This window comes from Rhodococcus sp. NPDC060086, assembly GCF_042730275.1.
Taxonomy (GTDB): Bacteria; Actinomycetota; Actinomycetes; order Mycobacteriales; family Mycobacteriaceae; genus Rhodococcus.
Genome location: NZ_JBHWWZ010000007.1, coordinates 115,355 through 141,932, shown reverse-complemented (window position 1 = coordinate 141,932; position 26,578 = coordinate 115,355). Strand labels below are relative to the sequence as shown.

General features: G+C 64.2%; 29 protein-coding genes and 1 tRNA gene. 14 read left to right on the top strand and 16 right to left on the bottom strand.

All coding sequences use genetic code 11. The features are described from left to right. Nucleotides 1-27: 27 nt before the first annotated feature. The gene (locus tag ACFWB0_RS07000; protein ID WP_378489709.1) at nucleotides 28-990 is read left to right on the top strand and encodes an ERCC4 domain-containing protein; all 963 of its coding nucleotides are present in this window, start codon (nucleotides 28-30) and stop codon (nucleotides 988-990) included. A 634-nt stretch (nucleotides 991-1,624) separates the two neighbouring features. Here ACFWB0_RS07000 and ACFWB0_RS06995 read toward each other — a convergent pair. The 4 genes from ACFWB0_RS06995 to ACFWB0_RS06980 form a co-directional block, all read right to left on the bottom strand. Then, nucleotides 1,625-1,897, bottom strand: a complete 273-nt coding sequence (locus tag ACFWB0_RS06995; RefSeq protein WP_378489730.1) for a GlsB/YeaQ/YmgE family stress response membrane protein — start codon at nucleotides 1,895-1,897, stop codon at nucleotides 1,625-1,627. A 153-nt stretch (nucleotides 1,898-2,050) separates the two neighbouring features. Then, nucleotides 2,051-2,914, bottom strand: coding sequence for an RNA polymerase sigma-70 factor (locus tag ACFWB0_RS06990; RefSeq protein ID WP_378489708.1), 864 nt, complete (start codon nucleotides 2,912-2,914; stop codon nucleotides 2,051-2,053). Beyond that, a complete protein-coding gene (locus ACFWB0_RS06985; protein ID WP_378489729.1) occupies nucleotides 2,911-3,483 on the bottom strand; it encodes a carboxymuconolactone decarboxylase family protein in 573 nt (190 codons plus the stop codon). Before ACFWB0_RS06985 ends, ACFWB0_RS06990 begins: the two co-directional genes overlap by 4 nt. Nucleotides 3,484-3,554: 71 nt before the next feature. Beyond that, nucleotides 3,555-4,472 carry an NADP-dependent oxidoreductase gene (locus ACFWB0_RS06980; protein ID WP_378489707.1) on the bottom strand — a complete coding sequence of 306 codons (918 nt, stop codon included), beginning with the start codon at nucleotides 4,470-4,472 and terminating at the stop codon, nucleotides 3,555-3,557. 120 nt (nucleotides 4,473-4,592) lie between these two features. On the opposite strand from ACFWB0_RS06980, the gene ACFWB0_RS06975 reads away from it, so the two are divergent. Beyond that, nucleotides 4,593-5,033 carry a winged helix-turn-helix transcriptional regulator gene (locus tag ACFWB0_RS06975; RefSeq protein WP_378489706.1) on the top strand — a complete coding sequence of 147 codons (441 nt, stop codon included), beginning with the start codon at nucleotides 4,593-4,595 and terminating at the stop codon, nucleotides 5,031-5,033. Nucleotides 5,034-5,054: 21 nt separating this feature from the next. Here ACFWB0_RS06975 and ACFWB0_RS06970 read toward each other — a convergent pair whose 3' ends face one another. Both ACFWB0_RS06970 and ACFWB0_RS06965 read right to left on the bottom strand, forming a co-directional pair. Beyond that, nucleotides 5,055-5,534: a DinB family protein gene (locus ACFWB0_RS06970; protein ID WP_378489705.1), complete on the bottom strand. Its 480-nt coding sequence runs from the start codon at nucleotides 5,532-5,534 to the stop codon at nucleotides 5,055-5,057. Nucleotides 5,535-5,554: 20 nt separating this feature from the next. After that, complete coding sequence (locus ACFWB0_RS06965; RefSeq protein WP_378489704.1) at nucleotides 5,555-7,159, bottom strand: MFS transporter; 1,605 nt, start codon at nucleotides 7,157-7,159, stop codon at nucleotides 5,555-5,557. A gap of 134 nt (nucleotides 7,160-7,293) precedes the next feature. Here ACFWB0_RS06965 and ACFWB0_RS06960 point away from each other — a divergent pair, with 134 nt between their 5' ends. Both ACFWB0_RS06960 and ACFWB0_RS06955 read left to right on the top strand, forming a co-directional pair. Then, a complete protein-coding gene (locus tag ACFWB0_RS06960) occupies nucleotides 7,294-7,944 on the top strand; it encodes a PaaI family thioesterase (protein WP_378489703.1) in 651 nt (216 codons plus the stop codon). A 68-nt stretch (nucleotides 7,945-8,012) separates the two neighbouring features. After that, a complete protein-coding gene (locus tag ACFWB0_RS06955) occupies nucleotides 8,013-8,372 on the top strand; it encodes a hypothetical protein (protein ID WP_378489702.1) in 360 nt (119 codons plus the stop codon). 24 nt (nucleotides 8,373-8,396) lie between these two features. Here the strand turns inward: ACFWB0_RS06955 and ACFWB0_RS06950 are convergent, their stop codons facing one another. Further along, on the bottom strand, nucleotides 8,397-9,038 hold the full coding sequence (locus tag ACFWB0_RS06950) for a dihydrofolate reductase family protein (protein WP_378489701.1): 642 nt from the start codon (nucleotides 9,036-9,038) through the stop codon (nucleotides 8,397-8,399). A gap of 270 nt (nucleotides 9,039-9,308) precedes the next feature. On the opposite strand from ACFWB0_RS06950, the gene ACFWB0_RS06945 reads away from it, so the two are divergent. Continuing rightward, a complete protein-coding gene (locus tag ACFWB0_RS06945) occupies nucleotides 9,309-9,791 on the top strand; it encodes a DUF1772 domain-containing protein (RefSeq protein WP_378489700.1) in 483 nt (160 codons plus the stop codon). A gap of 85 nt (nucleotides 9,792-9,876) precedes the next feature. Then, nucleotides 9,877-10,923: an alpha/beta hydrolase gene (locus ACFWB0_RS06940; protein WP_378489699.1), complete on the top strand. Its 1,047-nt coding sequence runs from the start codon at nucleotides 9,877-9,879 to the stop codon at nucleotides 10,921-10,923. A 13-nt stretch (nucleotides 10,924-10,936) separates the two neighbouring features. Here the strand turns inward: ACFWB0_RS06940 and ACFWB0_RS06935 are convergent, their stop codons facing one another. The 6 genes from ACFWB0_RS06935 to ACFWB0_RS06910 all read right to left on the bottom strand — a co-directional run bounded on the left by ACFWB0_RS06935 (nucleotide 10,937) and on the right by ACFWB0_RS06910 (nucleotide 16,217). Beyond that, nucleotides 10,937-11,287 carry a hypothetical protein gene (locus tag ACFWB0_RS06935; protein WP_378489698.1) on the bottom strand — a complete coding sequence of 117 codons (351 nt, stop codon included), beginning with the start codon at nucleotides 11,285-11,287 and terminating at the stop codon, nucleotides 10,937-10,939. Continuing rightward, nucleotides 11,284-12,507, bottom strand: a complete 1,224-nt coding sequence (locus tag ACFWB0_RS06930) for an MFS transporter (RefSeq protein ID WP_378489697.1) — start codon at nucleotides 12,505-12,507, stop codon at nucleotides 11,284-11,286. Before ACFWB0_RS06930 ends, ACFWB0_RS06935 begins: the two co-directional genes overlap by 4 nt. 18 nt (nucleotides 12,508-12,525) lie before the next feature. Beyond that, nucleotides 12,526-13,443, bottom strand: coding sequence for a TauD/TfdA dioxygenase family protein (locus ACFWB0_RS06925; protein WP_378489696.1), 918 nt, complete (start codon nucleotides 13,441-13,443; stop codon nucleotides 12,526-12,528). Between the two features lie 68 nt (nucleotides 13,444-13,511). Then, nucleotides 13,512-14,582 carry a PhnD/SsuA/transferrin family substrate-binding protein gene (locus tag ACFWB0_RS06920; RefSeq protein ID WP_378489695.1) on the bottom strand — a complete coding sequence of 357 codons (1,071 nt, stop codon included), beginning with the start codon at nucleotides 14,580-14,582 and terminating at the stop codon, nucleotides 13,512-13,514. 65 nt (nucleotides 14,583-14,647) lie between these two features. Then, complete coding sequence (locus tag ACFWB0_RS06915; RefSeq protein ID WP_378489694.1) at nucleotides 14,648-15,391, bottom strand: ABC transporter ATP-binding protein; 744 nt, start codon at nucleotides 15,389-15,391, stop codon at nucleotides 14,648-14,650. After that, nucleotides 15,381-16,217 (bottom strand): ABC transporter permease, encoded by an 837-nt coding sequence (locus ACFWB0_RS06910; RefSeq protein WP_378489693.1) that lies wholly within the window; start codon nucleotides 16,215-16,217, stop codon nucleotides 15,381-15,383. Before ACFWB0_RS06910 ends, ACFWB0_RS06915 begins: the two co-directional genes overlap by 11 nt. A 288-nt stretch (nucleotides 16,218-16,505) precedes the next feature. Here ACFWB0_RS06910 and ACFWB0_RS06905 point away from each other — a divergent pair, with 288 nt between their 5' ends. Then, nucleotides 16,506-16,982, top strand: a complete 477-nt coding sequence (locus ACFWB0_RS06905; RefSeq protein WP_378489692.1) for a polyketide cyclase — start codon at nucleotides 16,506-16,508, stop codon at nucleotides 16,980-16,982. A 147-nt stretch (nucleotides 16,983-17,129) separates the two neighbouring features. On the opposite strand, the gene ACFWB0_RS06900 is transcribed toward ACFWB0_RS06905, so the two are convergent. After that, nucleotides 17,130-17,318: a ChaB family protein gene (locus ACFWB0_RS06900; protein ID WP_378489691.1), complete on the bottom strand. Its 189-nt coding sequence runs from the start codon at nucleotides 17,316-17,318 to the stop codon at nucleotides 17,130-17,132. Between the two features lie 104 nt (nucleotides 17,319-17,422). On the opposite strand from ACFWB0_RS06900, the gene ACFWB0_RS06895 reads away from it, so the two are divergent. Continuing rightward, nucleotides 17,423-17,962 (top strand): putative immunity protein, encoded by a 540-nt coding sequence (locus tag ACFWB0_RS06895; RefSeq protein ID WP_378489690.1) that lies wholly within the window; start codon nucleotides 17,423-17,425, stop codon nucleotides 17,960-17,962. A gap of 20 nt (nucleotides 17,963-17,982) precedes the next feature. On the opposite strand, the gene ACFWB0_RS06890 is transcribed toward ACFWB0_RS06895, so the two are convergent. After that, nucleotides 17,983-18,378: a RidA family protein gene (locus ACFWB0_RS06890; RefSeq protein WP_378489728.1), complete on the bottom strand. Its 396-nt coding sequence runs from the start codon at nucleotides 18,376-18,378 to the stop codon at nucleotides 17,983-17,985. 123 nt (nucleotides 18,379-18,501) lie between these two features. Here ACFWB0_RS06890 and ACFWB0_RS06885 point away from each other — a divergent pair, with 123 nt between their 5' ends. Further along, nucleotides 18,502-19,476 carry a helix-turn-helix transcriptional regulator gene (locus tag ACFWB0_RS06885; RefSeq protein ID WP_378489689.1) on the top strand — a complete coding sequence of 325 codons (975 nt, stop codon included), beginning with the start codon at nucleotides 18,502-18,504 and terminating at the stop codon, nucleotides 19,474-19,476. Nucleotides 19,477-19,823: 347 nt separating this feature from the next. Here ACFWB0_RS06885 and ACFWB0_RS06880 read toward each other — a convergent pair. Then, nucleotides 19,824-19,906: transfer RNA gene (locus ACFWB0_RS06880), tRNA-Leu, on the bottom strand. 203 nt (nucleotides 19,907-20,109) lie between these two features. Here ACFWB0_RS06880 and ACFWB0_RS06875 point away from each other — a divergent pair. From ACFWB0_RS06875 to ACFWB0_RS06855, 5 genes are all read left to right on the top strand, one after another. Continuing rightward, the gene (locus ACFWB0_RS06875) at nucleotides 20,110-21,537 is read left to right on the top strand and encodes an FhaA domain-containing protein (protein ID WP_378489688.1); all 1,428 of its coding nucleotides are present in this window, start codon (nucleotides 20,110-20,112) and stop codon (nucleotides 21,535-21,537) included. A 156-nt stretch (nucleotides 21,538-21,693) separates the two neighbouring features. After that, nucleotides 21,694-22,155 (top strand): FHA domain-containing protein, encoded by a 462-nt coding sequence (locus ACFWB0_RS06870; protein ID WP_054713680.1) that lies wholly within the window; start codon nucleotides 21,694-21,696, stop codon nucleotides 22,153-22,155. Further along, nucleotides 22,152-23,648: a PP2C family protein-serine/threonine phosphatase gene (locus ACFWB0_RS06865; RefSeq protein WP_378489687.1), complete on the top strand. Its 1,497-nt coding sequence runs from the start codon at nucleotides 22,152-22,154 to the stop codon at nucleotides 23,646-23,648. Before ACFWB0_RS06870 ends, ACFWB0_RS06865 begins: the two co-directional genes overlap by 4 nt. Further along, nucleotides 23,648-25,096 carry an FtsW/RodA/SpoVE family cell cycle protein gene (locus ACFWB0_RS06860; RefSeq protein ID WP_378489686.1) on the top strand — a complete coding sequence of 483 codons (1,449 nt, stop codon included), beginning with the start codon at nucleotides 23,648-23,650 and terminating at the stop codon, nucleotides 25,094-25,096. Before ACFWB0_RS06865 ends, ACFWB0_RS06860 begins: the two co-directional genes overlap by 1 nt. Then, nucleotides 25,093-26,577, top strand: coding sequence for a peptidoglycan D,D-transpeptidase FtsI family protein (locus ACFWB0_RS06855; RefSeq protein ID WP_378489685.1), 1,485 nt, complete (start codon nucleotides 25,093-25,095; stop codon nucleotides 26,575-26,577). Before ACFWB0_RS06860 ends, ACFWB0_RS06855 begins: the two co-directional genes overlap by 4 nt. The last annotated feature ends 1 nt before the right edge of the window (nucleotide 26,578 follow it).

Sequence of the window (26,578 nt, the reverse complement as noted above, 5' to 3'; positions counted from 1 at the left end):
CCGCCGAGCGAAAGGCTGCCGAGCGTCGTGAACATCGTGATCGCCCGCAACCCGGACCCCGACTCACGGCTGCCGTTCCTGCTGCGGCTCCCCCTGGCAGGCGGGCTGGTGTTCCGAACCTCCGATACCTGGCCGCGCACCAAAGCCCTGTTCTGCTATCCCGTTCCGATCGACGAATGGCCCGAACATCCCGAGATCGTCGAACAGGTGGGACTGCGTTCCTGTGTGCGTCGCGGTGCTGCGATCGACGTGGTTCTGGACCGGGGACGGGAGAACCGGTCGCAGATCGTGTTCACCAAAGCCCGCGGGCGCGACGCGGTGTTCTGGCAATCACCGCGCACCCGTAAGCAAGCACGTCCGAACGTTCGCACCCCCACCGCTCGGGCCGCCCGGATCTCCGACTTGACGATCACTGTCGATTCCCACGAGCGCTACGCCTACAAGTTCGCAGGCCAGCAGGTTGACACCGTCAGCCGTGCGCTGCCGTGCGGCGACTACGGCCTTTTCGTCGACGACCGGTTGGTCGCTTCTGTCGAACGCAAGTCGCTGCCCGATCTGGTCGGTAGCCTGACCAGCGGCAAGCTCCGCTTCGCGATGGCCGAACTCGCTGCGCTGCCGCGTGCTGCCGTGGTGGTCGAAGACCGCTACTCGGCCGTGTTCAAGTTCGAACGCGTCCGCCCGGCGGTGATCGCGGACGGACTCGCCGAACTGCAGGTGCGCTACCCGAGTGTGCCGATCGTGTTCTGTGAAACCCGGCAACTCGCCGAGGAGTGGACGTACCGCTATCTCGCCGCGGCGCATGACTGGCCCGGCATCGAAGACGCGTCCCACAAGCGCATCATTCCTCAGCAAAGTGGCACTGCCGCTACGGAGCCGTCCACCGCCGAAGTGCGCGCGTGGGCCCGCGGAGCGGGCCTCGACGTGCCCGATCGTGGCAGGCTCCGCCCCGAGGTGTGGGCGGCATGGCGCAACGCCCGTGGCTCGGACTGACCCGGCCGGCCACCGAACTCGAGCTTGCACTCTCCACGACTTTCGACGCGTGCGAACCGGTTCACGCCGACACACAAACCCGACACGACGTGGAACAACAACGTGCTCGGCACGGTCCGGACATCGACCGCCTCCTCGGCAGCCGGGGTATCGACCATCGTGGTCGCGTCGTCGGGTACGAAGAGATGCGTCGGCCACAGCGTTCGAATCACACGCTGTGGCCGACGATTCTGCTGATCACAGTCTCCGAGAGGGAAACCCTCCGCTTCCCTCTAGAGGAGCTCGATCACCGCACGGTGCCGAGAAGCTGTGCGCTACCGGTGGAGAGCGTCTCGAGAATGGCGTCGAGATTGTCGATGACTGCCTGCAGGATTTCGGTCATTTTTCCTCCTCGTGTGGACACGGACTCGGTCCGAATTCCTTCTTCTGCATCTGGAAGGATTCCCATCTGCACACATTGCGTACCCAGACCGGGGTGGCCTAATCACCTGCTCCCACAGACCCATTCGGTGATCTACTTCACATAGCTCATCGGTTTGGGACTCGGACGCTCGTCTATGGGCGCGCATCTGAACAAGAAATCGCCGTGGCCGACGTCGAGCCGGCCACGGCGAAGTTCATGAAGCGGTCGCCGTCAACGACGGACGCCACGCCCGGTGACTGCCTTGACCAGGAACAGCAGAATCACCGCACCGAGCAGACAGGTGAGGAAGCTGAAGATCATCCCGCCGCCCTCGACGTCGACTCCGAAGAGGTTCAATAGGAAGCCGCCGAGCAGTCCGCCGATGATTCCGACGACAATGTTGAGGAGAATGCCTTGTTGGGCGTCGGTTCCCATGAATTTGCTACCGATCCAGCCGGCCAGACCGCCGATGATGATCCAGCCGATAATTCCGAGTCCGAGCATGGTGTACAAGTCCCTTCTCGTGCATCAATGCGAGCGATGCCCAGCACAGAGCTTCTCTCCGTGTCGGACATCGACAGCGTTTTGGCTGTATACCCCGCTGCGAAGCGGACTACACATGCCTTCACAGACTTTCGGATGCGCGAGCATCGGTGTTCAACGCTGCAGTTCGACCGCCTTGTCCATCCTTCCCAGCTTGTGGGGGTTGGCCATTCCGTAGATGCGGGTGACCCTGCCGTCTTCGACCACCAAGCTCACCGCCACAGTCCGGCCGTTCACGGAGAGACGCACGCCTGCCGTCCCGTTGATCCGAGTGGTGGTCGCCTCGAACCCTCGGATCTTCGCGGAGCGAATCAGCAGCGGCGCGAGTAGTCCGGCCCCGGTGATCGGCTTCCGCGAGGCCGGGGCCAGCCCTCCACCATCGGCGATCACCACGACATCGGGAGCAAGCACCTCCATCAAAGTCTGCAGGTCACCTGTGGTGACCGCTGCCAAGAACTTGTCGACCACCACCGACTGTTCAAGGGGATCGACCTCCATCCGCGGTCGTCGTGCGGCGACATGTCGACGGGCACGATGCGCGATCTGCCGCACCGATTCCGGAGTCTTGTCCACCGCCGCGGCGATCTCCGCGTACGGCGTATCGAACACCTCCCGCAACACGAACACCGCGCGTTCGGCCGGCGCAAGCGTCTCGAGCACGGTCAACATCGCGATCGAGACGCTCTCGGCGAGTTCGACGTCGTCGGCGACATCCGGACTCGTGAGCAGCGGCTCCGGCAACCACTCCCCGATGTACTCCTCGCGTCGCCGCGCCGACGCCCGTAACTGATTGAGCGCCAACCGCGTCACGATCCGAACCAGATAGGCGCGGGCGTCGTTCACCTCGTCATGGTCCGCCGCGTCCCACCGCAGCCATGTCTCCTGGACGACGTCCTCGGCATCGGCGGCGGAGCCGAGCATCTCGTATGCGACCGTGAAGAGCAGGCTGCGATGGGTGACGAACGGATCACCGATCATGTCTTCGACGCTACGGCGAGCGGAGCAAGATCGCAGCTCGCCGCATATTCCTCAGAACTCACGCCGAGGGCGATGTTGGATCGGGTGGCGAAGTTCGAAAACGCGACGTGTGCCGTCAACTCGACCAGCGCAGCCGGGCCGAGTGCATCGAGCAACCGGGCCGACAACTCGTCGGTGACGGTCGGCGGAGTAGAACTCATCGCTTCGGCATATTCCATCACATCGCGTTCGAGCGGTGCGAACACATCGGACTCGCGCCACCGCGGGACCTCACGTGCCTTCTTCACATCCAGACCCTTCTGGTGTGCTTCGAAATACCCGTAGTCCAGACAGAATTCACATCCGACGAACGCCGCCACCGCGATGTTGGCGAACGACTTCAGGATCTCGTCACATCGGTCCCATTTCTTCACCTTGCGGCCGACACCGAGGCTGAAGTTCAGTACCTTCCTGTTGTGCCACAACACGGCTACACCGTCGGGCACGTTGCCGACCATTCGGCGCGACACTCGGGTGACGAGTTCGCCGTAGAATCCGGTCATCTCTGCGGGCGGAATCCTGGTGGTCATCATTCCTCCGATCGAAGTGGCTTCGACATGAAGACACCGGCCACGACGGAAATGTGACACCAGGTCCACATTCAGGGCTCGAGGACGTAGCGTCCGCGCACTCCGCCCTTCGCGACAGCGCGGTGTGCGTCGGCTGCCTGCTCCAACGGCACCACCGCGTGGACTCGAACCGGTAGTTCGCCCGAGACGGTCCGGGCGAGCAGTTCGGCGAGCCGGGGTCCGTCCGGCGTCGTGTCCACTGCAGTCGTAGTGATGCCGCGCTCCGTTGCAGGTTCCCCGTTCGGCCGGACACCGACGAACGCCCCACCGTCGCGGACCAGGGGAATCGCCTGCTCTTGTAACGCTGCAGCGTCGGCGACGGCGTCCCAACGCGGCTCTGCGTGCGTGGTGAAGTCCGCGCCGAGGCTGCGTACGAATTCTTCGTCCTCGGCTCTGGCCAGGCCGGTCACCCGCCAGCCGCGATCGCGTGCGAGCGACAGGAGGTATCCCCCGACCGCACCTGCTGCTCCGGTCACGAGCAGCCGGTCGGCGCCCGCGGGCGCGTCACCCAGAAGGTCGACGATCTGGGCTGCAGCAAGTCCGTTGACCGGCACCGTCGCAGCGTCGATCAGTTCGAGGTCGTCAGGAACGACGGCGACGTCAGCGGCAGCCACGACGAGCTGCTCTGCATAGGTGCCGAAGTCGCGGTCGAATCCCACGACCGCACCTGCGACACGGTCGCCGACGGTCAGGTCCACCCCCGGCCCGGTAGTGAGGACCGTTCCGGCGAAATCCATTCCCAGGCCGGTGTGTTCGGGTTGGTTGATCAGTCCTGCCGCGTGGAAGAAGCCGCTCGCGACAGCGAGATCGACGGGGTTGACCGACGCTGCTGCGACCCGGACCAGGACCTCACCGGGCCCTGGTTCGAGGGCGGGAACGCCGATGATCTCGATCGAGTCAGGGCCGTTCGGGATACGAACGACGGCTGTGCGAAAAGTGGAGGTGTGCATCGTTTACTCCTCGAGTCTTGCGCTGAATGCGATTCCACTTCACTATTGATGTGTAACTCTCCAGTGGGAAGTAGGCACTTCGAAGTGCGTAACTTACCCTTCGACGGGAAGGATTCCGCGATGCCGACGATGACTGCGGCTCAACAGCGAGCACAGGCGCACGAGGAGTACGACGCATTCCTCGCACAGTGCCCCAGCCGCCAGCTGCTCGACCGGATCTCCAACAAATGGGTTGCGCTGATCATGGCCGCCCTCGGCAGCGACGGCCCCCAGCCGAACGGTGAATGTGCCGGTGAGCCGCGGGCGATGCGCTACTCCGAGTTGTCGCGTCGACTGGCCGGCGTCAGCCAGAAGATGCTCACCCAAACATTGCGCTCCCTCGAACGCGACGGCCTGGTCACCCGCACAGTGACGCCCACTGTGCCGGTCACCGTCCACTATGAACTGACCGATCTCGGCCTGTCGCTGCACCAAGTGATACGTGGAATCAAGGCGTGGGCCCAAGCGCACATGGACGAAGTACACGCTCACCGGGAGCAGTTCGACGCCCGCGGCGAGTGAACCGACCCGATCCAGAAGTCGTCATTGATCATTCGTGGCCAGCAGATCGCGCGTGATCTCGAGCTGCCCGAGGTGCTGGGACAGTTCACGCACGATATGCAGTAGAACCCACGTCGGACTGGCAGTCTGTGCGTTGCTTCGCGTAGTGCCTACGGCGGTGCGATCGCGGATGCCTTCGGTCAACGCGATTCTCACCCAGCCGGGGAATCGTCGACGCAGCCGTTCGACCTCATCACACAGGTCTCGCGGGTCACCGTGCGCCTCGAACTCGGCGTCTCGGTCGCGTGGAATGCGTAGCCCGGCGATCAGTGATCCGCCCCAATAGTCGGCCATACCGACACAGTGGGTGACGATGGCATACGGACTGTTCGCGCCGGGTAACGCAGGGGCGGTGTTCGCCTGCTGGAAGCTCATCTGCGACAGGATCTCCCGCAGACACTCCAGCGACTCGTCCGCGACCGCGACCACGGCCTGATACACCTCGTCGACGTCGGATTCCACGATGCGACCCTATCCCCGATTCACCGGGCGTCCTCGGCGGCATAACGGGCGAGCAACTCGCGCTCCGCATCACGCTTCGGGAACACGAAGAACACCAGTGCCGCACCGATCAGAACAATCGCAATCGCTGCCGCATACGCGCGCGTGTCACCGTCGAGGAATGCCGAACGTGCCGCCGCGATGATCTGCTGCGCGTACTGCGGATACTGCTCCGCGATGTTGGCTGCGCCCGCAAATGATTTCTCCAGCGCGTCCTGCGTCTGCTCGCCGACGGACGACGACTGCGGATTCGCGGCGATGGTAGCCGCAAACGACGCCGTGTACCCCGCCGTGAGCAGCGCTCCGAGAATCGACTGCACAATCGCGCCGCCGAGGTCGCGTTGCAGATCCGCGGTGCCCGACGCCATCCCGGCCCGCGACACCGGAACCGAACCCGTCAGCGAATGAGATGCCGGCGTACCCGCCAGACCCACGCCGGCGCCGAGGAACATGAAGCCGAGCGCGACCACCCAGTAGTGGGCGCCCTCGTCCCACATCGTCAACGCCACCACCAACCCCAACACGATCGCGACGTATCCCGACAACAATGTGAACCGTGCTCCGTGCGACTCGACGAGTTTCGCCGACTGCGGCGCCACCAGCACCATCACGAATGCCGCAGGCAGCGCCGCCGAGCCTGCTGCCAGGGTCGAGTAGCCGAGCACGTTCTGCAGGTACTGCTGGCTGATGTACATCGTCCCCATCAGCGTGCCGAACACGATGATGCCCGCGACCGCCGCGACCCAGAAGATCCGGCGACGAGCGACCTGCAGGTCGAACAATGGGTTCCGCGCCCGTAGCTGCCGAAGCACGAACAGGACACACGCCGCGGCGGCGAGCACCAACGCGGATACCGCGACCGTCGTCATTCCGTCGACCGGCGCGAAGTTGATTCCGACGACGAGCGAGCCGACCAGCACCACCGACACGATTCCACCGAGATGATCGACAGGATCGGTGGACTCGTTGACATGACTCGGCACGAACGCCACCGTCAGCCCGAGCGCCAGAAGCGCCAGCGGAATCGTCACGAGGAAGACCGAGCCCCAAAAGAATCCTTCCAGCAGCGACCCCGCGACCAGCGGCCCGAGAGCGGTGAGCCCGCCGCCGATCGCCGACCACAATGCGATTGCACGGGTGCGCGCGGCACCCGACCACAATGCGGTGATCAGCGCCAACGTCGTCGGGTAAGCCAGGCCGGCAGAGATCCCCCCGACCACACGCGCCAGGAACAGGATCTCCTCGTTCGGTGCAAACCCGGCGACGAGCGACGCGGGGACCGACAGCGCCATGCCGAGCATCAACATGGATTTGCGTCCGTAGCGGTCGCCGATGGCGCCGAGATAGAGCACGGACGCCGCAAGACCGAGCGAATATCCGACAGCGATGAGGTTCAGGCTCGTCTGGGTCGCATCGAACGCTTTCCCGATGTCGGGCAGCGCGACGTTCGCGACAGCGAGATTCAGATTCGCCACCGCTGCGACGAGGATCAGCGACGCCAGGACCAGCGGTGCTCGGGTGGGACTGCCCTCGTGGGGTGTGGTCACAGAACAATGGTGCGCGATTCGCTGTGCGTCCGGTCCCATTCGCGGGAAAGCGCTGGTCGATGGGCGGCCTACACCGACGGGTCCCGATCAGCGGAAACGCGACGAGAACCACCGTGTGCACGACCTATCGTCGACCTCGCACGGTGTTCGGTCGGGCGGCGACAAGGGAGATCATGACCTCTTCTGCTTCGGTGGAGTCCCACAATGAAGACGTCGTCATCTCTTCCCCACCCACCGGTCATGTGATCGAGGAAGTCGTCGACGCAACACGACGCATCATGGCGTCGGTGCTGCACACCGGGCGCGACAACCCGCATCTCGCGCGAATCCGCGACACGTTGCGCGAGATCGCAGACACTCTCGACGAGCACTCCCCCGGCCTCGACACCCGGCTGGTCGAAATGTGGGAGGGGAACGGCCCTACCCGACACAGCCCGGTGACGGGCGTCGACAATCCGATCGCGCCGCCATTGGAATTTCGCGGGAACGACGACGGATCGATCAGGGGCGAAACCGTTCTCGGCCTTCCCTATCAAGGTCCGCCCGCGAAAGTACACGGCGGCGTGTCCGCACTGCTCCTCGATCACGCACTCGGAATCGCGAACGATTTCGCGGGCCAGCGCGGTATGACCAAAGAACTCACGGTTCGGTACCACCGCGTGGCACCGCTGTTCGAGCCCTTGATCGTCAGTGCCCGCCAGGTGTCGTGCGACGGACGAAAGATCCACACGACCGGAGAGATCAGCACCGCCGACGGTCAGGTCTGTGTGTCGGCCGAGGGCCTGTTCATCGACAGGTACCTTCCGCGGCCGCGCGCCGAGTGAAGCTCGCAGCCGAGGAGATCCGGGACTTCCCTGATGTATCGCGGCGCCGACAATGATGCAATCCGATCATGGAATTCGTGACCGCCGCAGATTCGGACCCGCCCCACTTCGTGGGTATTTCCGTGGCTGCTGTACTGGTCGCGCTCGTCGTCCTGCTGATCATCGCTGCGTTCGGTCGGAACCGGAAGCGGATATTCACCAGGCTGGCCATCGGCATCGGCTGCATGGTCGGCCTGTACCTGATCGTCCGTGGAGTCGCCGAATTCTTCATCATCGACTACCACGATCCGGCGAGCTACCGCGACGACTGGGGTGGTCCGAGTCTGCTCGGAGTCTTCGCGGTCCATACCGGACCGGGGCTCGTCGCCTTGCTCGTGGCCGGCTATGCGATCCGCAGGAGACTCACCGACCGCGCAGTCTCGCGGTAGGCAGTCTCACGGTGCGGCGCGCCGTCACTTCCTCCAGAACAGATGGTGGGTGACACCGCTCGGGCTGGGCACCACGTCGAGGTGGAATCGGTCGAGTAACTCGTCGGGCGACTCCCACAGCCGAAGGCCACTACCGAAGGTCACGGGCGACACCACCACATGCAGGGTGTCGACCAGGTCCGTGTCGAGGAACTCCTTGACGGTGGTGACCCCGCCGCCGAGCCGGACATCCTTGCCGTCCGCGGCTTTCTTCGCCTGCTCGAGGACCGTGGCGGGGTCTCCGCCGATGAAGTGGAACGTGGTGTCGCCCAGGGTGAACGACGGACGCTCGTAGTGGGTCATCACGAACACCGGCGTGTGGAACGGCGGTTCGTCGCCCCACCAGCCGAGCCATTCGTGATCGGTCCAGGGACCACGTTGCGGACCGAACTTGTTTCGCCCCATGATCTCGGCGCCGATGTTGTGTGCGAAGTCGCGTGCGAAATAGTCGTCGAGGCCGCGACTTCCACCGGGCTCGGTGCGATTGGGCCAGCTAGCGGTGGCACCGGCCCACGCGAGCAGGTCGCCGTGGTCGAGACCGAACGGACTCTCGAAACTTTGGTTCTCACCTGCAGCGATGCCGTCGCTCGACACGGTGAAATTCTGGACTCTCAGCAGTTGGCTCATTCGGTTCTCCACGATTCGTCGTTGATGGCACAGAGTGAGACTGCTCGAGTCAGCGAAATTCATCACGCGTCGCGACAACGAACGTACTCCCGCGACGGCGGAAACGTAAGGGTCGTGCGTCAGCGAGGCGCCCAGAGGCCGGCTAAGAACCGGTGAGCCCGCCGCCGTCGCTCGACCCGGTCGCGATTCCGATGAGAATCGCTAGAAGCGGGTTCAGCACATTGCACCGTAGCGGTTCCGCATTGCACCCCCAATTGTCGATAACCGGGAGTGGCGACACCGGATCCGCAGCAGCAGTCGCAGGAGCATCATGGCTACATGTCGCTACTCGGTCTCATCACGCTCGTCCTGCACGGAGCTCTCGCCGGCATGTACTACTCGTTCTCGATGTCGGTGATCCCCGGGCTCAAAGCGATCGACACCGACGCAGCCGATCTCGCTATGCGCAGCATGAATCGGAAGATCCTCACCCCGTGGCTGTTCGTACCCTTCTTCGGTGCTCCGATCCTGGCTCTCATATCCGGGTTCTTCGCAGAGGGGTCGTCCGCGCTGTGGTTCTTCGCCGCGGCAGCGGTCAGCTTCGCCGGCTCCCTGATCGTTACCGTCATCGTCAACGTTCCGTTGAACAATTCGCTCGATTCCACACGCATCGGATTCGCTGAGTTCCATCCCCGTTGGAACACATTCAATATTCTGCGTACGGTATCGTCCGTCGCGTCGCTCGTTCTTGTCGGTGGCGGACTCGCCGGCTGAAGCAATTGGGGGGGGAAGGACCGAGATGTGGTCGATATCGACAAGGCGAATCAGGACCACCGTCGTCGCAGGAGCAGTCGCGACGATGCTTGCGGCCACTGCCGGTAGCGGCATCGCATTCGGACAGGAGCAAGCGCCGAGCGACCCTATCGTCACAGCACAATCCCTGCTTGCGGACCCGGTGTCGCCGAACGGTTCCCGGATCGTTTCGAGCGAGATCGACGGGCAGTTCCTGACCCTGCAGGTCCACTCCGCCGCGATGCGCAAGGACATCACGGTTCGAGTCCAACGGCCGCGCGACGCGTCTGCGCCTCGACCTGTGTTGTACCTGGTCAACGGTGCCGGAGGCGGAACCGACGCCGCAACGTGGTGGGCCAACACCGACGTCGGTGATTTCCTGAAGACGCAAGACATCAACGTAGTGATGCCCATCGGCGGCGCGTTCTCGTACTACACCGACTGGAAACGCGAAGACCCGAATCTCGGCCTCAACAAATGGCAGACGTTCTTCCTCGAGGAGCTTCCACCTCTGGTCGACGCAGCACTGGGCACCAACGGTGTCCAGGCTATTGCAGCGAATTCGATGACGGCGACCGCGGTGCTCCAATATGCGATCGCCAAGCCGGGTTTCTATTCCGCGGCAGCCGGTTACAGCGGCTGCGCACAGACTTCCGATCCGATCGGCAAGGAATTCGTCAAGCTCGTCGTCGAAACTTGGGGCGGCGGTGATGTCCGGAACATGTACGGCGAGGACGACGATCCGGCATGGGTGGAGAACGATCCTGTGGTCAACGCCGAGGGTCTACGCGGAACCGAGCTGTTCATCTCCGACGCCACCGGGCTCCCTGGCCCGCACGAAACCCTCGGCAACGAGTTCACCGTCGTGGATCCGGATGCGAGCTTCGAGGACCAAGCGCTGGCGCTGGCAAACCAGGTCGTGGTCGGCGGAGTGATCGAGGCCGCGGTGCACTGGTGCACGACGAACCTGCAGAATCGCCTGAACGAACTCGATATCCCAGCGACGTTCGACCTGCAGCCCAGAGGGACCCATTCGTGGGGATACTGGCAGGACGCCTTCTACCAGTCGTGGCCGCTGCTCGCCGATGCACTGGACTTGCCGCCTACCCGATGATTCGCCCGATCGGTCAGCGTGTTCGGACCTCGGTGAGATCGGGGCCCGCGGGGAAGGGAAGCGTAAACTCCTGCCCGACATCGCCGATCGCGTCGGACACCGCGGTGGTGACGATGACCCTGTCCTCGTAGAGATGCCTGATCCGCACCGTGTGCCCGCGGTAGTGGAATCGGTTCATCAAGAAGCGCAGCCCCACATCGTCGAGAACTTCCTCGGCTGCATTCCAATCGGGAACCGACGGGAGGGCCCGGCCCAGGCGGTCGATGGGAATGAGGTCCGGTTCCCGAGATTCCATGTCGATCCAACCGATGACCTCCCCATCCTCGCGACGGTGCGGAATCCAGTGGCTGGGAAGGGAGCTCATGGCCTCACCATATCCGGATGGTTGAGCCGGGCTCTCGGACTTGGCACGTATCGCGGTATGTACCGCCACATCACGGCTGCGCCGACCACACCGAGCGCACCGATCGTCATAGCGCCCGCAGCAAGCGACACCGTCGCGACGGCCCCGACCACCAGCGGGCCGGTGAATGATCCGGTGTCGTGGGTCAGCCGCCACGCGGCGAGGAACTCGGCGCGACGATCCGGCGGAGAGACGTCGGCGCCGAGGGTCATCACCAGACCGTTGCTCATGCCGTTGCCGGCGCCGAGCACCACCGCGACGACGATGAGCCACCACAATTCGTGAATCATCGGAAGGATCAGAAAAGCGGTTCCGAACAGTAACAATGCCGGTATCGCGGTCACGAGGCGACCACATTTGTCCATGAGAACACCCGCGGGGTAGGCAAGCAGCAGGTCCACCGCACCGCTGATCCCGAACACCAGCGCCACCGTGGCCGGTGCAACGCCGATGTGCTCGGCCCACAGCGGCAGCACCGCTTCACGCGACGCACGCGACGCTCCGACGAGCATCGATCCCGCGCCCAGCGTCAGGAGCACGACGTGGTGGGATCGCGCGACACCGAGAACTCCGACTCCTCCCCTATCGGACCGTTGCGGCTCCGGAACCGTCGACCTCGTGATGAGGATGCCCGCGACGATGATCGCCACGAACTCCACCATCAATCCGCCTTGGATACCGAATCGATGCACGGCAACGGCCCCGACGAACGGCCCGACCAGAAACCCTGCGCGGTGCATAGCCGCGTTTGCCGAGATACCGCGGGCACGCATGTGTATCGGAAGGGCACCTGCGAGATAGCTCTGCCGGGCCAGGCCCCACACCGCCATCGCGAATCCGGTGAGCACGGCACCGACCGCCAGGATCGCCGGATTCGGGGCCAACAGCGAGACGAGCACACCCGTCGCGCCGAGGACGGTGCCTCCGATGATCGCCCGCTGTTCCCCGAATCGTCCCACGATGGATCCCGACGGCAGATCGCCGAGGACCGCACCGAGTGCGATCATCCCGACGATCATGCCCGCGACAGGTACCGAGGCGCCCAGATCTCGGGCGAGGAGGGCCATCATCGGAGCACCCGCGCCGGTACCCAGACCGAAGATCGCGGACGGTACGAACAGCGAAGTGAAGAATGGACGTAGGCCCGCGGAGGGTTCCGTCTCCCGCATACGGGCGAACATCGAACTCCTAGTGTGGGATCAGACAGCGTTGAAGGGATCGCCCTCGAGTGCAACGGACTCGGCTCCATCGGGCCCGACCGGAACATCACCCTCGAGGGTGATGCGGTAGAGCCGACGGTCGTGTTCGGTCGTGAGATCGGACGGTGCCAGATGCACAGCGGAACGGTTGTCCCAGAACGCAATCGAACCCGGCTCCCACTTGAACCGCACGGTGTACTCGGGGCGGCCCAGTTCTTCGTAGAACAATCCGAGCAGACGACGGCTCTCATGTGCGGAGACACCGGTGATGTATTGAGTAAAGCCGGGATTGACGTACAGGGCCTTCTCTCCCGTCTCCGGATGCACACGCACCACCGGGTGCTCGGTCACCAGCGGGCGACGCTCGACACGGCGGACGTAGTCCTCGGTGGGCTTCGACCCCGCACCCGGTGTGAACTGGTGCACCGCACGTAGTTCGTCGGCCAATCGCTGTACCGGTGCCGACAGACCGTTGTACGCCGCCACGGCGTTGGACCACTGCGTGTCGCCACCGTAGGGAGGAAGCTCCTCGGCACGCAGAATCGATGCGAACGGCGGATTGACCGCGGCGGTCACATCCGCGTGCCAGCGCACCTTGTCGTAACCACTGCTCTTCGCAACCCGAGCCTTGAACCGATCTCGGAAAATCGGATAGATGGTCGGGTAGTTCTCGTCCGGGATCGAATCGAACAACGGGTGAGCCGGAGTCGGATTGCCGAAATAGGATGCGAACTGCAGGTGCTGGTCGTGGTCGAGGAACTGCTCGCGGAAGAACACCACCTTCCATTTCAGCAAGGCGTCACGCACGGAGGTGATCTCGTCGTCGGTGAGGTCGCGCGTCAGGTCGATACCCCGAATCTCTGCACCGGCGTATCCGGACTGGGGAATGACGTCGAGTCTGGTGGCGGCCTGAGTCATGGTGAACTTCCCTTCGTCGGAATTATCTGAGCTGTAGGAACTTCAGAAACTTCAGGTGTCACAGAGCGTCAAGGCAACGGTTGCGGTTCGGATCCGTCCGCGTTGTTCTGTGCGTCGACGATGTCGTTGTAGCGGCCATCGACATAGGATCGGATTTCGACCGCGGTGGACATGGTTCCGGTCTCGAGCTGTCCGTCGGCGACCGTCTGGAACAGCGCAGTCGACTTCTCGTCGATCGGGTAGTACTTCCCGCTGCCGATGTGGTCGTGCAACGACTTCCCGTCCTCCGGCGTCATCCCCTGGGTTCCCACGTAGTACGCATCGACCCATTCGTCGGGATGAGCGGTGATCCAGTTGTTCGCTGCGACGGACCGTCCGACGAAATCGCCGATGGCGGCGGCCTTCGCAGGATCCCCGAGTGTCTCCCTGCGGACGATCAGCGTGTTGATGCCGGTGTTGATTCCGGTTCCGTCGCCGATGATCGGCGGCGCACCCACCTTGTAGTACTGGACCCCCGTGAGGATGGCGGCATCGACGGCACCCGACGCGAACGTCGGCGCGACCTCCGCGCCGGCGAGCTCGACGGCCTCGATGTCCGTCTTCGGATCGAGCCCGGCCTGAGCGAGGAGACCGGCGACGATCATGTGCCGGCCGGTGCCCGGTGGATACGCGACCTTCTTGTCCTTCAGGTCAGCGACGGTCTCGATTCCACTTCCGGGCTGTGCGGCGAGGAAGTACCCGCCGCTGCTTCCCGGATTCGCTTCGAGGCCGATAGCGACGATGTCGGTGACGCCACTGGCAACTGCGAGTGGAATGGGAGCCTCGCCGACCGCTCCGATATCGGCAGCACCGGAACGGAGAGCTTCGATGACCGCGGGTCCGCCGCTGAAGTCGGCAAAGTCGAGTGAGTACGGAAGTTCCTCGGTGGCACCTGAAAGCTGCAGCGGCAGAGAACGGCTCGCATTCTGCTCGGCGACGACGAGCGAGGTGCCCTCGGGAATGTCATCGCTGCGGTGGGCGATGGTCGCCTCGGCGAGCGCTTCCTGCCCGTCGGCCCCGGACAGCCCACATCCGGAGACCGCGAACGCTATCGCCAATGCGGGCAGCAGAAGCCACCGTGATCCTTCTGTATTCGGCACAGCCTGTTCTTTCGTCGTCGAACGGTGGTGGTTGTGTTCTGCACCCAGAGCGAAGAGCCGACGGATCATTGCGCGTCCGGTTCGTCGCCCACACCGAGCTCGGTGAGCAGCTGACGCCGCAGCTCGTTGAATTCCCGGGAATCGCGGGAACGGGGCTTCGGTATCTCGACGGTTGATGACAGCGAAATCGCACCATCGGTCAGTACGATCACGCGATCTGCCAACAGAATTGCTTCGTCGACGTCGTGGGTGACGAGAAGTACGGCAGGGCGGTATTTGGCCACGAGCTGCTGGAGAAGCCCGTGCATCCTGATGCGGGTGAGCGCGTCCAGAGCACCGAACGGCTCGTCGAGCAGGAGCAGCTCGGGTTCCCGGACGAGGGCCCGCGCGAGTGCCACACGCTGCGCCTCGCCTCCCGAAAGCGTGCGGGGCCAGGCCTCGGCCTTGCTTGCGAGCTGAACCTCGTCGAGCGCGGCAAGGGCATCCGCGCGGGTCTGCGCGTTGTCGGGGAGGCCGATATTGACGTTGGTCAACACCTTCTGCCACGGCAGCAGGCGCGGATCCTGAAAGACGATCGCCTGCTGGGCCGGAACACGGAGGTGCCCCTCCACATCGGCGTCCAGCGCACCCAGTGCCCGCAGGAAGGTCGACTTACCGGATCCGCTCCGACCGAGCAACGCAACGAATTCACCGGGGGCGATGTCGACGTCGAGACCGTCGAGCACCACCTGCTCGCCGAATACACGTCGCACCCCACGTGCGACGACCACCGGATTCGTCCTGGTCGGTTCGATCAGGTCAGTTCCCATCGAATGACCTCCTCCACGTCAGCAGGCGCGTTTCGAGTGCCCGGACGATGAAGATCGAGATCAGGCCGAGAATCGCATAGACCGCGATGAGCACGAAGACCACGTCGAGCTGGAAGTACTCGCGGGCATCGCTCATCATGCGACCGAGACCGCGTTTCGCGTTGATCGTTTCGGCGAAGATCAGCGACAGCCACGCGCCGGTCAGCGCCAGCCGCAGCCCGATCAGAAATCCGGGGAGGCAGCCGGGCAGAATCACCCGGCGGATCAGTTCGGCGCGCTGCACACCGAAGGATCGCGCCGCCTCCACCAGCCCGGCATCGACGCTGCGGATGGCCGAGAAGGTGTTGATGTAGATCGAGACAGCAACCGCGAGGGTGATGAGCAGGACTTTCGGAGTCTCGCTGATGCCGAACCACACGATGAGCAGGGGAACGAGAGCGAAGTTCGGGACAGCCCTCAGCACCTCCATGTTGGCGTCGACGAAGTTCTCACCGACGCGCGACAATCCGGAGATCAACGCGAGGACCAGCCCGAGCACGATGCCGAACAGCAAGCCGTAGCCCACCCGCAGGAGACTGATGGACATATGCTCCTGCAGTTCGCCGTTCGCAATCAGACGCCACGCTGCCGACAACACCGACAACGGCCTGGGGAGGGTGTTCTCGCTGAACAACCCGGTGCTCACCACGAGCTGCCAGACCACGATGATCAGGACAGGACCGATCATGCGCTGCACTGATCGCGGCACGCGGGATGAGCTCTGGGTCTTCCTGCTCAGCGCTGTCGGATCGATGAGCGTGGACTCCGCGTCAACAGTCGTCGGCACTCCTACATCCGACTTCCGTGTCCGGTCGAGGATCGTCGCCATCGCTCAGCCCTCCCCGAACGCTGTGCCGGACAACCGGCGTCGCGAGATGTTGGGCGGCATGCGAACTCCCTCGTGACGGTGAATCGGACCCGGAAGTTCAACTCCGGGTGATGTGTTCGTCGAATGTAGAACGCGTGCGCCACAGCGACGACCGTTGAAATCAGCTTGATTACAAGGACTCATCTCACCGAATCGGTCGTACATGCCATAGGTGCACAAACGCCGATCATCTGACAACATCGTCGAATGTCTACTGAGCGCATCGAAGTGCAGCGCACCATCAAAGCCGATCCCGCATCGATATTCTCGGTGCTCTGCGACCCCCAGGGCCACGTTGCCATCGACGGATCGGGAATGCTGATGGATGCAGACGGCGACGTCGTGAACTCGGTCGGTGACAGTTTCGTCGTACACATGGACCGTGAAGCCCTCGGCGACTTTCCGATGGGCGAATACGACGTGACGGTGACGATCCAGACATTTGTTCCGGATCGTGAAATCGCCTGGACGATCCTGGGCGCCATTCGTCCGCAGATCGGGCACGTCTACGGGTATCGAATCGAACCGGTGGACGGTGGTTCGCTTGTAACGTCCTACTACGACTGGTCCGATATCGACCCGAAGTGGCGTGAGGCAGGGATCTTTCCGGTCATCGCCGAGGGATCGTTGAAATCGACCCTCGGAATCCTCGCGCGCACCGTGCGCCGTGGATATCCGCGCTGATGACCACAACACTGCGGCCTACAACACTGCGGCCTACAACACTGCGGCCTACAACACTGCGGCCTACAACACTGCGGCCTACAACGACGACACAGGTCGTTCGCGTTTCGCGATTTCAGGGCAGCCGGCCGAGCCCTTCCGGGAAGGTCAATCCTGTTTCGGCACCCAATGGTCGTTCTCGAGGTCGTACTTCTCCTTGACTGCTCCGTAGGCGGCGCGCTCGGCGTCCTCGCCTTCGCCGACCCGCTTGGCCGCTGCCTCGTAGGCAGCGCCGTACACCTCCTGCACCTCCTTCGACGATCTACGCAGCGTGTGCGGAAGCTCGAACCGATCCACTTGGACATCCCTTCGCCGGCGACGGACGTGCTGTCATCCATTGTGGGTCGGTTCGCGGCGCCGCGGTGCCGATCGGGCGAGTCGGACGATGAAAGGATCAGGCGATGGCGTCCGTGACCGGTGACTTCGAACTGACGCACGATGAACTACGCGTAGTGGCTCGCTACGTCGCCGAGTCTGCACAGGAGGTACTCCCCCGGTTCGAGAACACGCTGCCGGACGATCCCCGACCTCGTGCCGCACTCGATGCTGCCTGGGAGTTCATCGACGGTGCACGCCGAAGCAAGCTCCAGCGTGTCACCTCGATGGACGCGCACCGGGCGGCCGGCGACGCTCCCACCGAGATCACCCGCCTGGCCGCGCAAGCCGCCGGGGACGCTGCCTCCGCCGCATACCTTCATCCCATCGCGAAGGCGCACCAGGTCGGGCACATCCTCCGCGCTGCCGCCAACGTGGCTCGTATCGTCGAGATCGAAGCCGGCGACGACCCTGCCGTCGGGGACGAGATGATCGAAAGGGCGCGCGTACGAGCAACTCCGGTGTTGATCGACGTCCTGTGCCGGTATCCCGTCGCGCCGACAGGCAAGAGCCGCGCTGCGCAACTCATGACCGTCTTGGACGCCTCGCTCCGAGCATCCCGCTGACTCCTGCCTCTACACGCCGGTTACCCGACCGCGGTCCCCTCCAGTTCGACCAGCAAACTGGGGATCGCCAGCCGTGTCACTCCGAGCAACGTGCTGGTCGGCGCCACCCCGGAGGCGTCCAGCCGCGAGGTCAGTAGGCCGTAGTGGGGGAAAAGCAGGTCGATGTCGGTGGTGTAGACGTTGAGCCGGACGAGGTTCGCAAGGGACATACCACCCTCGGCGAGCACGGCCTCCAGGTTGTCGAGACTCAGCGTCAACTGTGCCGCCATGTCGCCGTCATGCTGGGGTTCACCGTCGCCATTCGTCGCAGTCTGCCCTGAGCAGTACAGCGTTCGGGTCTGTCCCGAGACGATCTCGCCCTGGTTGAATCCCATCTCCATCGACCACTTCACCGGATTGATCGCACTGCGTTCCATTGCCATCTCAGCTCCATTCGATTCGACCGTGCGTACGTCCAGCAGCGTGGAAGCCACTGCGACCGCCTAAGCGTCCCAAATAATTACGACACCTTGTGTCGTATATTCCTGTAGCTTTCGCGTATGCGCGCCGACAGGTTGGTATCGCTGGTCCTGCTGCTGCGCAGGCACGGTCGGCTCAGTGGTGCGACGCTCGCGCGTGAGTTGGAAGTATCCACTCGTACGGTGCTGCGCGATATCGAGGCGCTGTCCACCGCCGGCGTCCCCATCTACGCCGAACGCGGCCGAAATGGCGGATTCGCGCTGTTGCCCGGTTTCCGAACCGAACTCACCGGACTCAACAACGACGAGGCGCTTGCTCTACTCGTCTCGGCATCACGTCGCGGTGCACAAGTATTCGGGCTCGGTTCGGCGCTGGCGTCGGCCATGCTCAAAGTGATCGACGCGCTACCCGAGGGTCAGCAGGCAATCGCGACAAGAGGAGTCGAGCGAGTGCTCATCGATCCCGACTCCGACCTTCTCTCACGTCGAACGCTCGCTGACGAGCTACCCGACTCTGTCGCGACCGAGATCCGGCGCGCGGTATTCGCCGGGCGCCGACTCCGCATCCGATATGTGGCCTTGGGACAGACCCCGAAGTGGCGAACGGTAGAGCCGATCGGACTCGTCACAGTGCGCGATCAGGGCTACCTGCTGGCCACGAAATCCGGGGAGGACCGCACTTACCGACTGTCCCGGGTCCTCGCCGCCGAGGAGCTCTCCGAACCCGCGACACGACCGGATCGGGTCGATCTCGACGAGGCCTGGAAGGAACGCAGCGCCCGGTTTCGGACCGGCGGCGACCAGATCGTCGTTCAGGTTCTGCTAGACCGGAAACATCGAGAAGAACTGGTGGGCGCTGCTCTCGAGATCTGCGCCGAGGACACCGATTCGGGCGGTCGGCTGCGACTGCAGCTGATCTTCCAGGACTTACGACACGCCGAATGGGCACTCTGGCAAGTTGCCTCGCACTCGGAAGTCCTGGCCCCGCAATGGTTGCGCTCGTCATTGCACGACCGTGCCGCTGCGATCGCCACCCTCTACAGCGTCCCGTCCTGACCGGTCAGGAGGTGATCGGACGGCGGAACGAACAGTTCTTGGTTGTTGAGGCCGGGGCGACACCGTTGCATGCATCGCTCAACACACTTATCCCCAGGTGTGGAGAACGGACAAACGCGGCCAAATGGTCGGAGTGTGGACGCGAACGGACGGCTACCCACCGGCGCAGCGCAAGCCCGACCCAGGATGATCGACACAACTGCCGCAGTTCCAGACAAATACAACAGGTACGACCTGTTGTATTTGTCTGGACCGCGTGCGTGTATCCGGATCGAGAAATAAAGCGAGGCCACGCACTCTTTCGAGTTCGTGGCCTCGTTCTGCGCAGTTCGCGGAACTGCTCACTGTGGGCGAAGGGGGACTTGAACCCCCACGTCCCGAAGGACACTGGCACCTGAAGCCAGCGCGTCTGCCATTCCGCCACTCGCCCGAGCAACGCAGGAAACAGTAACACAAGGCATACTCAAACACCGATTCGCCAGGTCAAGACGGTTTTCGGTGTCGGATCACAGCAAAGAACATGTCAGCTTGAACACGCGGAGTAATCCGCCCGGTCGAATCCGAGCAAAAGTGGATACCATGCAGTAGCGAGATCTGCACCCACGACACGCTGTGACCGGAAAGGGGGTCGTCATGGGTATCGCCCAACGCTTCGAGCGAAAGCTCCAGGCTGCAATCGGCGACGCGTTCGCCCGCGTCTTCGGTGGCGGTGTCGTCCCCCAAGAAGTCGAAGCTGCCCTCCAGCAGGAGGCAACCGACGGCGTCCAGCAGCTTGCTCGTGGCCATATGTTGGCCCCGAACAAGTACGTCATCACCATCAGCGACTCCGATCACGAGGCCTTGGCGGCGGATCGGGACTTGACTGTGAAGGCGTTCGCGCGTCACCTTGAGGACTTCATTCGCGAACAGGGATGGCAGACATACGGTGAGATCCATGTTGTATTCGAGTCGTCCTCGGCACTGCACACCGGGCAGTTCCGCACACACGGCTCGGTCGACCCCGAGGCAGGGCGTCCACCGACGCACGCCCCGTCACAGCGGACCCCGCAGAACCGTCCAACAGTGACCCCCGAACCAGGAGTTGGCTCCATGACGCAGAACCCCGGCTACGAACCAAGCCGTGACCCCGCCGAGGCGGAAGCACAGTACGCACGAAACGGTCACGCGCACGGCGGCCAGGATCAGCGCTACGCACAGGGCTACAACGGCGGTTACGCCCCCCAAGGCGGCGGGTACGACGATCAGGGCGGTGGCTACGACCAGCAGGCCTACGGCGCCCAGGGCTACGACCAGCAGAGCTATGACCAGCAGGGTTACCAGCCGCAGGGCTACGACCAGCAGGGTTACGGCGGTGCCCAGGGTTACCAGCAGCCCGACCAAGGCGGCTACCAGCAAGACCAGGCCTACGGCCAGCAGCCTGATCAGGCCTACGGCCAGCAGGGCGATCAGGCTTACGGCCAGCAGGCCTACAGCCAGGACTACGGCCAGCAGGGCTACGCCGACCAAGGCTATGCAGACCCCGGCTACCAGGGCCAGCAGGGCCAGCAGGGCTACGCCGCGGGCGCGGCAGGCCCGGCAGGCGCCGGCTACGACCAGGGTTACGCAGATCCCGGCTACCAGCAGCAGGCATACGGCCAGCAGGGCTACGCCGATCAGGGCTATGCAGATCAGGGCTATGCAGATCCCGGCTACCAGCAGGCCGACCCGGGCTACCAACAGCAGCAGGCATACGCAGGTGGCGGCTACCAGCAGCCCCCGGCCGCAGCCGGACGTGTTCTGACGGCAACGCTTCAGCTCGAAGACGGCAGCGGACGCTACTACCAGCTTCGCGAAGGCAGCAACATCATCGGTCGCGGACAGGACGCCCAGTTCCGTCTCCCCGACACGGGTGTCTCCCGCCGCCACATCGACATCCGCTGGGACGGACAGGTCGCGATGCTCTCCGATCTCGGCTCCACCAATGGCACTACGGTGAACAGTGCTTCGGTGCAGGACTGGCAGCTCGCCGACGGTGATGTGATCCGCGCAGGCCACTCGGAAATCCTGGTTCGCATCCTCTGACCAGGGGGAAAACCGGCTCCCCGGATCCGCAGAACTCGTCCGACGCGCGAGCTGCGGATCTGATTCTGCATGGAGTCGGTCCATGTCCGTATTGTGAGTGACCGCACCGAACCGGACGACCGCGAACCGGTCGCACATGCCGAAGGAGGACATGCCGTGCAGGGGCTGATTCTGCAGCTGAGCCGGGCAGGTTTCCTTCTGCTGTTGTGGCTGTTCGTCTGGGCAGTGCTGCGTGCATTGCGCTCCGACATCTACGCCGGTTCAGCGCGACCACTACCGCGTTACTCCCCCAAGCAGTCGGTATTACCGTCGCTCGGCCGCAACAAGACCGCCAAGTATCTGGTCGTGACCCAGGGCGCACTCGCAGGCACCCGGATCACGCTCAGCACGCAACCGGTGATGATCGGTCGGGCCGACGATTCGACGCTCGTACTCACCGATGACTACGCATCCACTCGGCACGCGCGACTGTCTCCGCGCGGCTCCGACTGGTATGTCGAAGACCTCGGCTCGACGAACGGAACGTACTTGGACCGAGCGAAAGTCACCACTGCTGTCCGCGTACCCCTGGGCACTCCCGTGCGCGTGGGTAAGACTGTGATCGAGCTCCGCCCGTGACACTTGTACTGCGCTATGCCGCCCGCAGCGACCGCGGCCTCGTTCGCTCCAACAACGAAGACTCCGTCTACGCCGGTGCGCGATTGCTCGCTCTGGCCGACGGAATGGGTGGCCACGCCGCCGGCGAGGTCGCCTCGCAACTGATGATCGCCGCGCTCGCGCATCTCGACGACGACGAGCCGGGTGGAGATCTCCTCGGTAAACTCGACGACGCGGTGCGTGAAGGTAATGCCGCGATCGCCGATCAGGTCGAGGAAGAACCCGAACTCGACGGGATGGGCACCACCCTCACAGCCATCCTCTTCGCCGGAAGCAAGCTGGGCCTGGCCCATATCGGCGACTCCCGCGCCTATCTGCTGCGCGACAACCAGCTCACCCAGATCACTCGCGACGACACGTTCGTGCAGTCTCTCGTCGACGAGGGCCGCATCACCGCGGAACAGGCCCACACGCATCCGCAGCGTTCGCTGATCATGCGTGCGCTCACCGGCGCCGAGGTGGAGCCGACGCTGACGGTGCGTGAAGCGCGCGCCGGGGATCGCTACCTGATCTGTTCCGATGGTCTGTCCGATGTGGTGAGCGACGAGACGATCGCCAACACATTGGGTGAGGGCGGTCACGACGAGTGCGCCGACCGGCTCATCGAACTTGCGTTGCGCAGCGGCGGCCCCGACAACATCACCGTGGTCGTCGCCGATGTCATCGACCTCGACTACGGGCAGAGCAACCCGATCGTCGCCGGAGCAGCGTCGGGTGAGGATGACGACGACGCGCCGCGACCGAACACCGCTGCCGGTCGCGCCGCCGCGATGCGGCCGCCCCGCGCAACCCCCAAACGTGTCATCAACAAAGCTCCCGAAGAACCGAAGAAGCGTCGTAGCCGCTGGTGGGCGCCGCTGATCGCAGTCGTCGTGCTCGGCCTGATCGCCACCGGCGGCTTCTTCGGCAGGCAGATGATCCAGAACAACTACTTCGTCAGCGCCGACGACGCCCGTGTCACGGTTCTGCGCGGACTCCCCGGCAACGTGTTCGGCTATTCGCTGCAGGAACCGGCACGCATCGGATGTGTGGCCGACGACGGCGAACTCACCCTCGTCGCTCCTGGCGATGCCCAGTGCCGAGTGATGATGGTCGACGATCTTCAGCCCGCCGCACGCGAGCAGGTTCGTGCTGGGCTTCCGTCCGGGTCGCTCGACGAGGCGAACGTTCAGATGGAACGCCTCGCCGTCCAAGATCTGCTTCCTGTGTGCAAGGTCGAGGAGCCCGAACCGGCACCGCCTGCCACACCTGCGCCTCCACCGCCTGCGCCCGGCGAACCGGTGCCCGGCGAGGTGCCTGCTCCGCCCGCCGAACCCGGCACGGAGCCGCCCGCACCCGGTGAACCTGCCCCGGGCGCGCCCACGCCCGGAGACGGTGAACCCGAAACGATTGCGGCACCGGAGCCGGCGCCCGTACCCCAGGTCCCCGGCCAGAACTGCAGGGTGGGCGCCTGATGTCGGTGACCCATGGTGCGGGGGCTTTTCCGAGTCCCCCCGGTGGTTTCGCTCCGGCCCCTGCTCAATCCACGAAGCGCAACACCGAACTCGGACTGCTGCTCGTCGCGATCGGCATCACGATGGTGTCGATGATGCTCGTCGAGGCTTCGCTCGAGCAGGCGCTCACGATGGACCTCGCGAAGTACGGACTGGCGTACGCCGGGCTGTTCCTCGTCGCGCACCTGGCGGTGAGGAGGTACGCCAAGTACGCCGACCCGCTGCTGCTGCCGATCGTCGCGTTGCTCAACGGCCTCGGCCTCGTGCTGATCCATCGGCTCGACCTCGCCGACCAGGAGAACGCCCGCTATATGGGTCTCGCGGCGCCGTCACCCGATGCCAACCAGCAGATCCTGTGGACTGCGTTCGGCATCGCACTGTTCATCGCTGTCCTCGTCTTCCTCCACGACTACCGACTGCTTGCCCGCTTCAGCTACACCCTCGGGCTCATCGGGTTGATCGCCCTCGCCATCCCGGCGTTGCTGCCGTCGCAGTTCTCCGAGGTCAACGGCGCCAAGATTTGGATCAAGCTCCCAGGATTCAGCATCCAGCCGGGTGAGTTCGCCAAGATCCTGCTCATCATCTTCTTCGCGTCCGTACTCGTGGCGAAACGCGATCTGTTCACCACGGCAGGCAAGCATTTCCTCGGCATGGACTTCCCCCGTGCACGCGATCTCGGTCCCATCCTCGCCGCCTGGGTCATCTCCATCGGCGTCATGGTGTTCGAGAAAGACCTCGGAACGTCGCTGCTGCTGTTCACCACCGTCCTCGTGATGCTCTACATCGCGACGGAACGGGTGGGTTGGCTGATCATCGGGTTCTCCCTGCTCGCCGTCGGCTTCGTGTTCGCCTACCAGATGTTCGGTCACGTCAGGGTCCGCGTCCTGACCTGGGCCGACCCGCTCGCCGACTACAGCAACACGGGCTATCAGATTTCGCAGTCGCTGTTCGGACTGGCCACCGGTGGTGTCGCGGGCACCGGCCTCGGTAGCGGACGACCGGCCCAGGTACCGTTCGCGAAGACCGACTTCATCATCGCCGCGATCGGTGAGGAGCTGGGCCTGATCGGGCTCGCCGCGATCCTGCTGCTGTTCCTGATCCTCGTCATCCGTGGATTACGCACCGCCCTCGCGGTGCGCGACAGCTTCGGCAAACTGCTCGCAGCCGGTCTGTCGTTCACGCTCGCTGTCCAGTTGTTCGTCGTCGTCGGTGGTGTCACGAAACTGATTCCTCTCACGGGCCTGACCACACCGTTCGTCTCGTACGGCGGGTCGTCACTGCTCGCGAACTACCTACTGCTCGCTCTGCTCATGAAAATCTCGCATGCCGCGCGCGAACCCGCGCAGCCGCGGAAGAAACCGGTGACTCCCATCGCGGAAGCGCAAACGGAAATGATGGGGCGCGAATGAACACTCCGCTCCGCAAGGTCGCGATGGCCGTGATGTTCATGGTCGTCGCGCTGCTGGCCAACGCCACATATGTCCAGGTCATCAAGGCAGACAACCTGCGCACCGACCCGCGTAACTCGCGCGTGCTCATCGACGAGTACTCGCGTCAGCGCGGCCAGATCTCGGCGGCCGGGCAGGCACTGGCCGTGTCGATTCCCACCGACAGCCGCTACAAGTACCTGCGCCAGTACCCGGCGCCGCCCGCGCAGCCGATGAGTCCGCTCGCCTACGCGCCGGTCACCGGCTTCTACTCGATGCAGTACGGCAGCACCGGCCTCGAACGCAGCGAGGACGAACTGCTCAACGGCTCCGACAACCTGCTCTTCGGACGCCGCTTGTTCGACCTGGTGTCGGGGCGCAACCCGCGCGGCGGCAATGTGGTCTCGACGATCGATCCGGTCATGCAGCAGGTTGCGTACGACGAACTGACGTCCAAGGGATACACCGGGTCGGTCGTAGCCATCGAGCCGGCGACGGGCCGGATCCTCACGATGGTGAGCACGCCGAGCTACGACCCCAACCGGTTGTCCGGCCACGACGGCGCGGCAACGTCGGCGGCATGGGACGAGCTGAACGCCGACCCGGACAAGCCGATGCTCAACCGCGCGATCTCCCAGACCTACCCGCCGGGGTCGACGTTCAAGGTGGTCACGACCGCCGCGGCGCTCGACGCCGGCGTCACCCCCGACGACCAGTTCACCGCTGCCCCGAACATCACGCTTCCCGACACGACGACGACGCTGGAGAACTACGGCGGCGCTGCGTGCGGCGGCGCACCCACGGTGACTCTGCGCGAGGCATTTGCACGCTCGTGCAACACCGCGTTCGTCGAGATGGGCATCGATACGGGTCGTGAGGCTCTCATCGATCAGGCCGAGGCCCTCGGCGTCGGCGAGACCTTGGATATCCCCCTCCCGGTCGCGGAGAGCACCGTCGGACCCATCCCGGACGGCGCCGCGCTCGGACAGTCCACCATCGGTCAGCGCGACGTTGCGTTGACGCCACTCGAGAACGCGATCATCGCCGCAACTGTCGCCAACGGCGGTGTGCGCATGAAGCCGTATCTCGTCGAACGTCTCGAGGGGCCCGATCTTGCGCTCCTGGAGGAAACCAAGCCCGAATCCCTCGGGCAGGCCATCGACCCCTCGGTCGCGGCAACACTGACCGATCTGATGATCGGCTCCGAAGAATGGTCGGGTGGACAGGGTGCGATTCCCGGTGTTCAGATCGCGTCGAAGACCGGTACCGCCGAGCACGGCAGCGACCCGCGTAACACCCCGCCCCACACGCTGTATATCGGGTTCGCACCCGCACAACAGCCCACAGTGGCGGTGGCAGTGATCGTGGAGAACGGCGGCGACCGCTCCCTCGCCGCGACCGGCGGCTCGGTGGCCGCACCTATCGGACGGGCCGTGATATCGGCCGGAATACAGGGAGGCTGAC

What these genes read in the sequence shown, in the direction of transcription:
- ACFWB0_RS06995 (WP_378489730.1), bottom strand. Translation starts at nt 1,897, where the DNA reads ATGCTCGGACTCGGAATTATCGGCTGGATCATCATCGGCGGTCTGGCC.
- ACFWB0_RS06990 (WP_378489708.1), bottom strand. Translation starts at nt 2,914, where the DNA reads ATGATCGGTGATCCGTTCGTCACCCATCGCAGCCTGCTCTTCACGGTC.
- ACFWB0_RS06985 (WP_378489729.1), bottom strand. Translation starts at nt 3,483, where the DNA reads ATGACCACCAGGATTCCGCCCGCAGAGATGACCGGATTCTACGGCGAA.
- ACFWB0_RS06980 (WP_378489707.1), bottom strand. Translation starts at nt 4,472, where the DNA reads ATGCACACCTCCACTTTTCGCACAGCCGTCGTTCGTATCCCGAACGGC.
- ACFWB0_RS06975 (WP_378489706.1), top strand. Translation starts at nt 4,593, where the DNA reads ATGCCGACGATGACTGCGGCTCAACAGCGAGCACAGGCGCACGAGGAG.
- ACFWB0_RS06965 (WP_378489704.1), bottom strand. Translation starts at nt 7,159, where the DNA reads ATGGGACCGGACGCACAGCGAATCGCGCACCATTGTTCTGTGACCACA.
- ACFWB0_RS06960 (WP_378489703.1), top strand. Translation starts at nt 7,294, where the DNA reads ATGACCTCTTCTGCTTCGGTGGAGTCCCACAATGAAGACGTCGTCATC.
- ACFWB0_RS06955 (WP_378489702.1), top strand. Translation starts at nt 8,013, where the DNA reads ATGGAATTCGTGACCGCCGCAGATTCGGACCCGCCCCACTTCGTGGGT.
- ACFWB0_RS06950 (WP_378489701.1), bottom strand. Translation starts at nt 9,038, where the DNA reads ATGAGCCAACTGCTGAGAGTCCAGAATTTCACCGTGTCGAGCGACGGC.
- ACFWB0_RS06940 (WP_378489699.1), top strand. Translation starts at nt 9,877, where the DNA reads ATGCTTGCGGCCACTGCCGGTAGCGGCATCGCATTCGGACAGGAGCAA.
- ACFWB0_RS06935 (WP_378489698.1), bottom strand. Translation starts at nt 11,287, where the DNA reads ATGAGCTCCCTTCCCAGCCACTGGATTCCGCACCGTCGCGAGGATGGG.
- ACFWB0_RS06930 (WP_378489697.1), bottom strand. Translation starts at nt 12,507, where the DNA reads ATGTTCGCCCGTATGCGGGAGACGGAACCCTCCGCGGGCCTACGTCCA.
- ACFWB0_RS06925 (WP_378489696.1), bottom strand. Translation starts at nt 13,443, where the DNA reads ATGACTCAGGCCGCCACCAGACTCGACGTCATTCCCCAGTCCGGATAC.
- ACFWB0_RS06915 (WP_378489694.1), bottom strand. Translation starts at nt 15,391, where the DNA reads ATGGGAACTGACCTGATCGAACCGACCAGGACGAATCCGGTGGTCGTC.
- ACFWB0_RS06905 (WP_378489692.1), top strand. Translation starts at nt 16,506, where the DNA reads ATGTCTACTGAGCGCATCGAAGTGCAGCGCACCATCAAAGCCGATCCC.
- ACFWB0_RS06895 (WP_378489690.1), top strand. Translation starts at nt 17,423, where the DNA reads ATGGCGTCCGTGACCGGTGACTTCGAACTGACGCACGATGAACTACGC.
- ACFWB0_RS06890 (WP_378489728.1), bottom strand. Translation starts at nt 18,378, where the DNA reads ATGGAACGCAGTGCGATCAATCCGGTGAAGTGGTCGATGGAGATGGGA.
- ACFWB0_RS06885 (WP_378489689.1), top strand. Translation starts at nt 18,502, where the DNA reads ATGCGCGCCGACAGGTTGGTATCGCTGGTCCTGCTGCTGCGCAGGCAC.
- ACFWB0_RS06875 (WP_378489688.1), top strand. Translation starts at nt 20,110, where the DNA reads ATGGGTATCGCCCAACGCTTCGAGCGAAAGCTCCAGGCTGCAATCGGC.
- ACFWB0_RS06860 (WP_378489686.1), top strand. Translation starts at nt 23,648, where the DNA reads ATGTCGGTGACCCATGGTGCGGGGGCTTTTCCGAGTCCCCCCGGTGGT.
- ACFWB0_RS06855 (WP_378489685.1), top strand. Translation starts at nt 25,093, where the DNA reads ATGAACACTCCGCTCCGCAAGGTCGCGATGGCCGTGATGTTCATGGTC.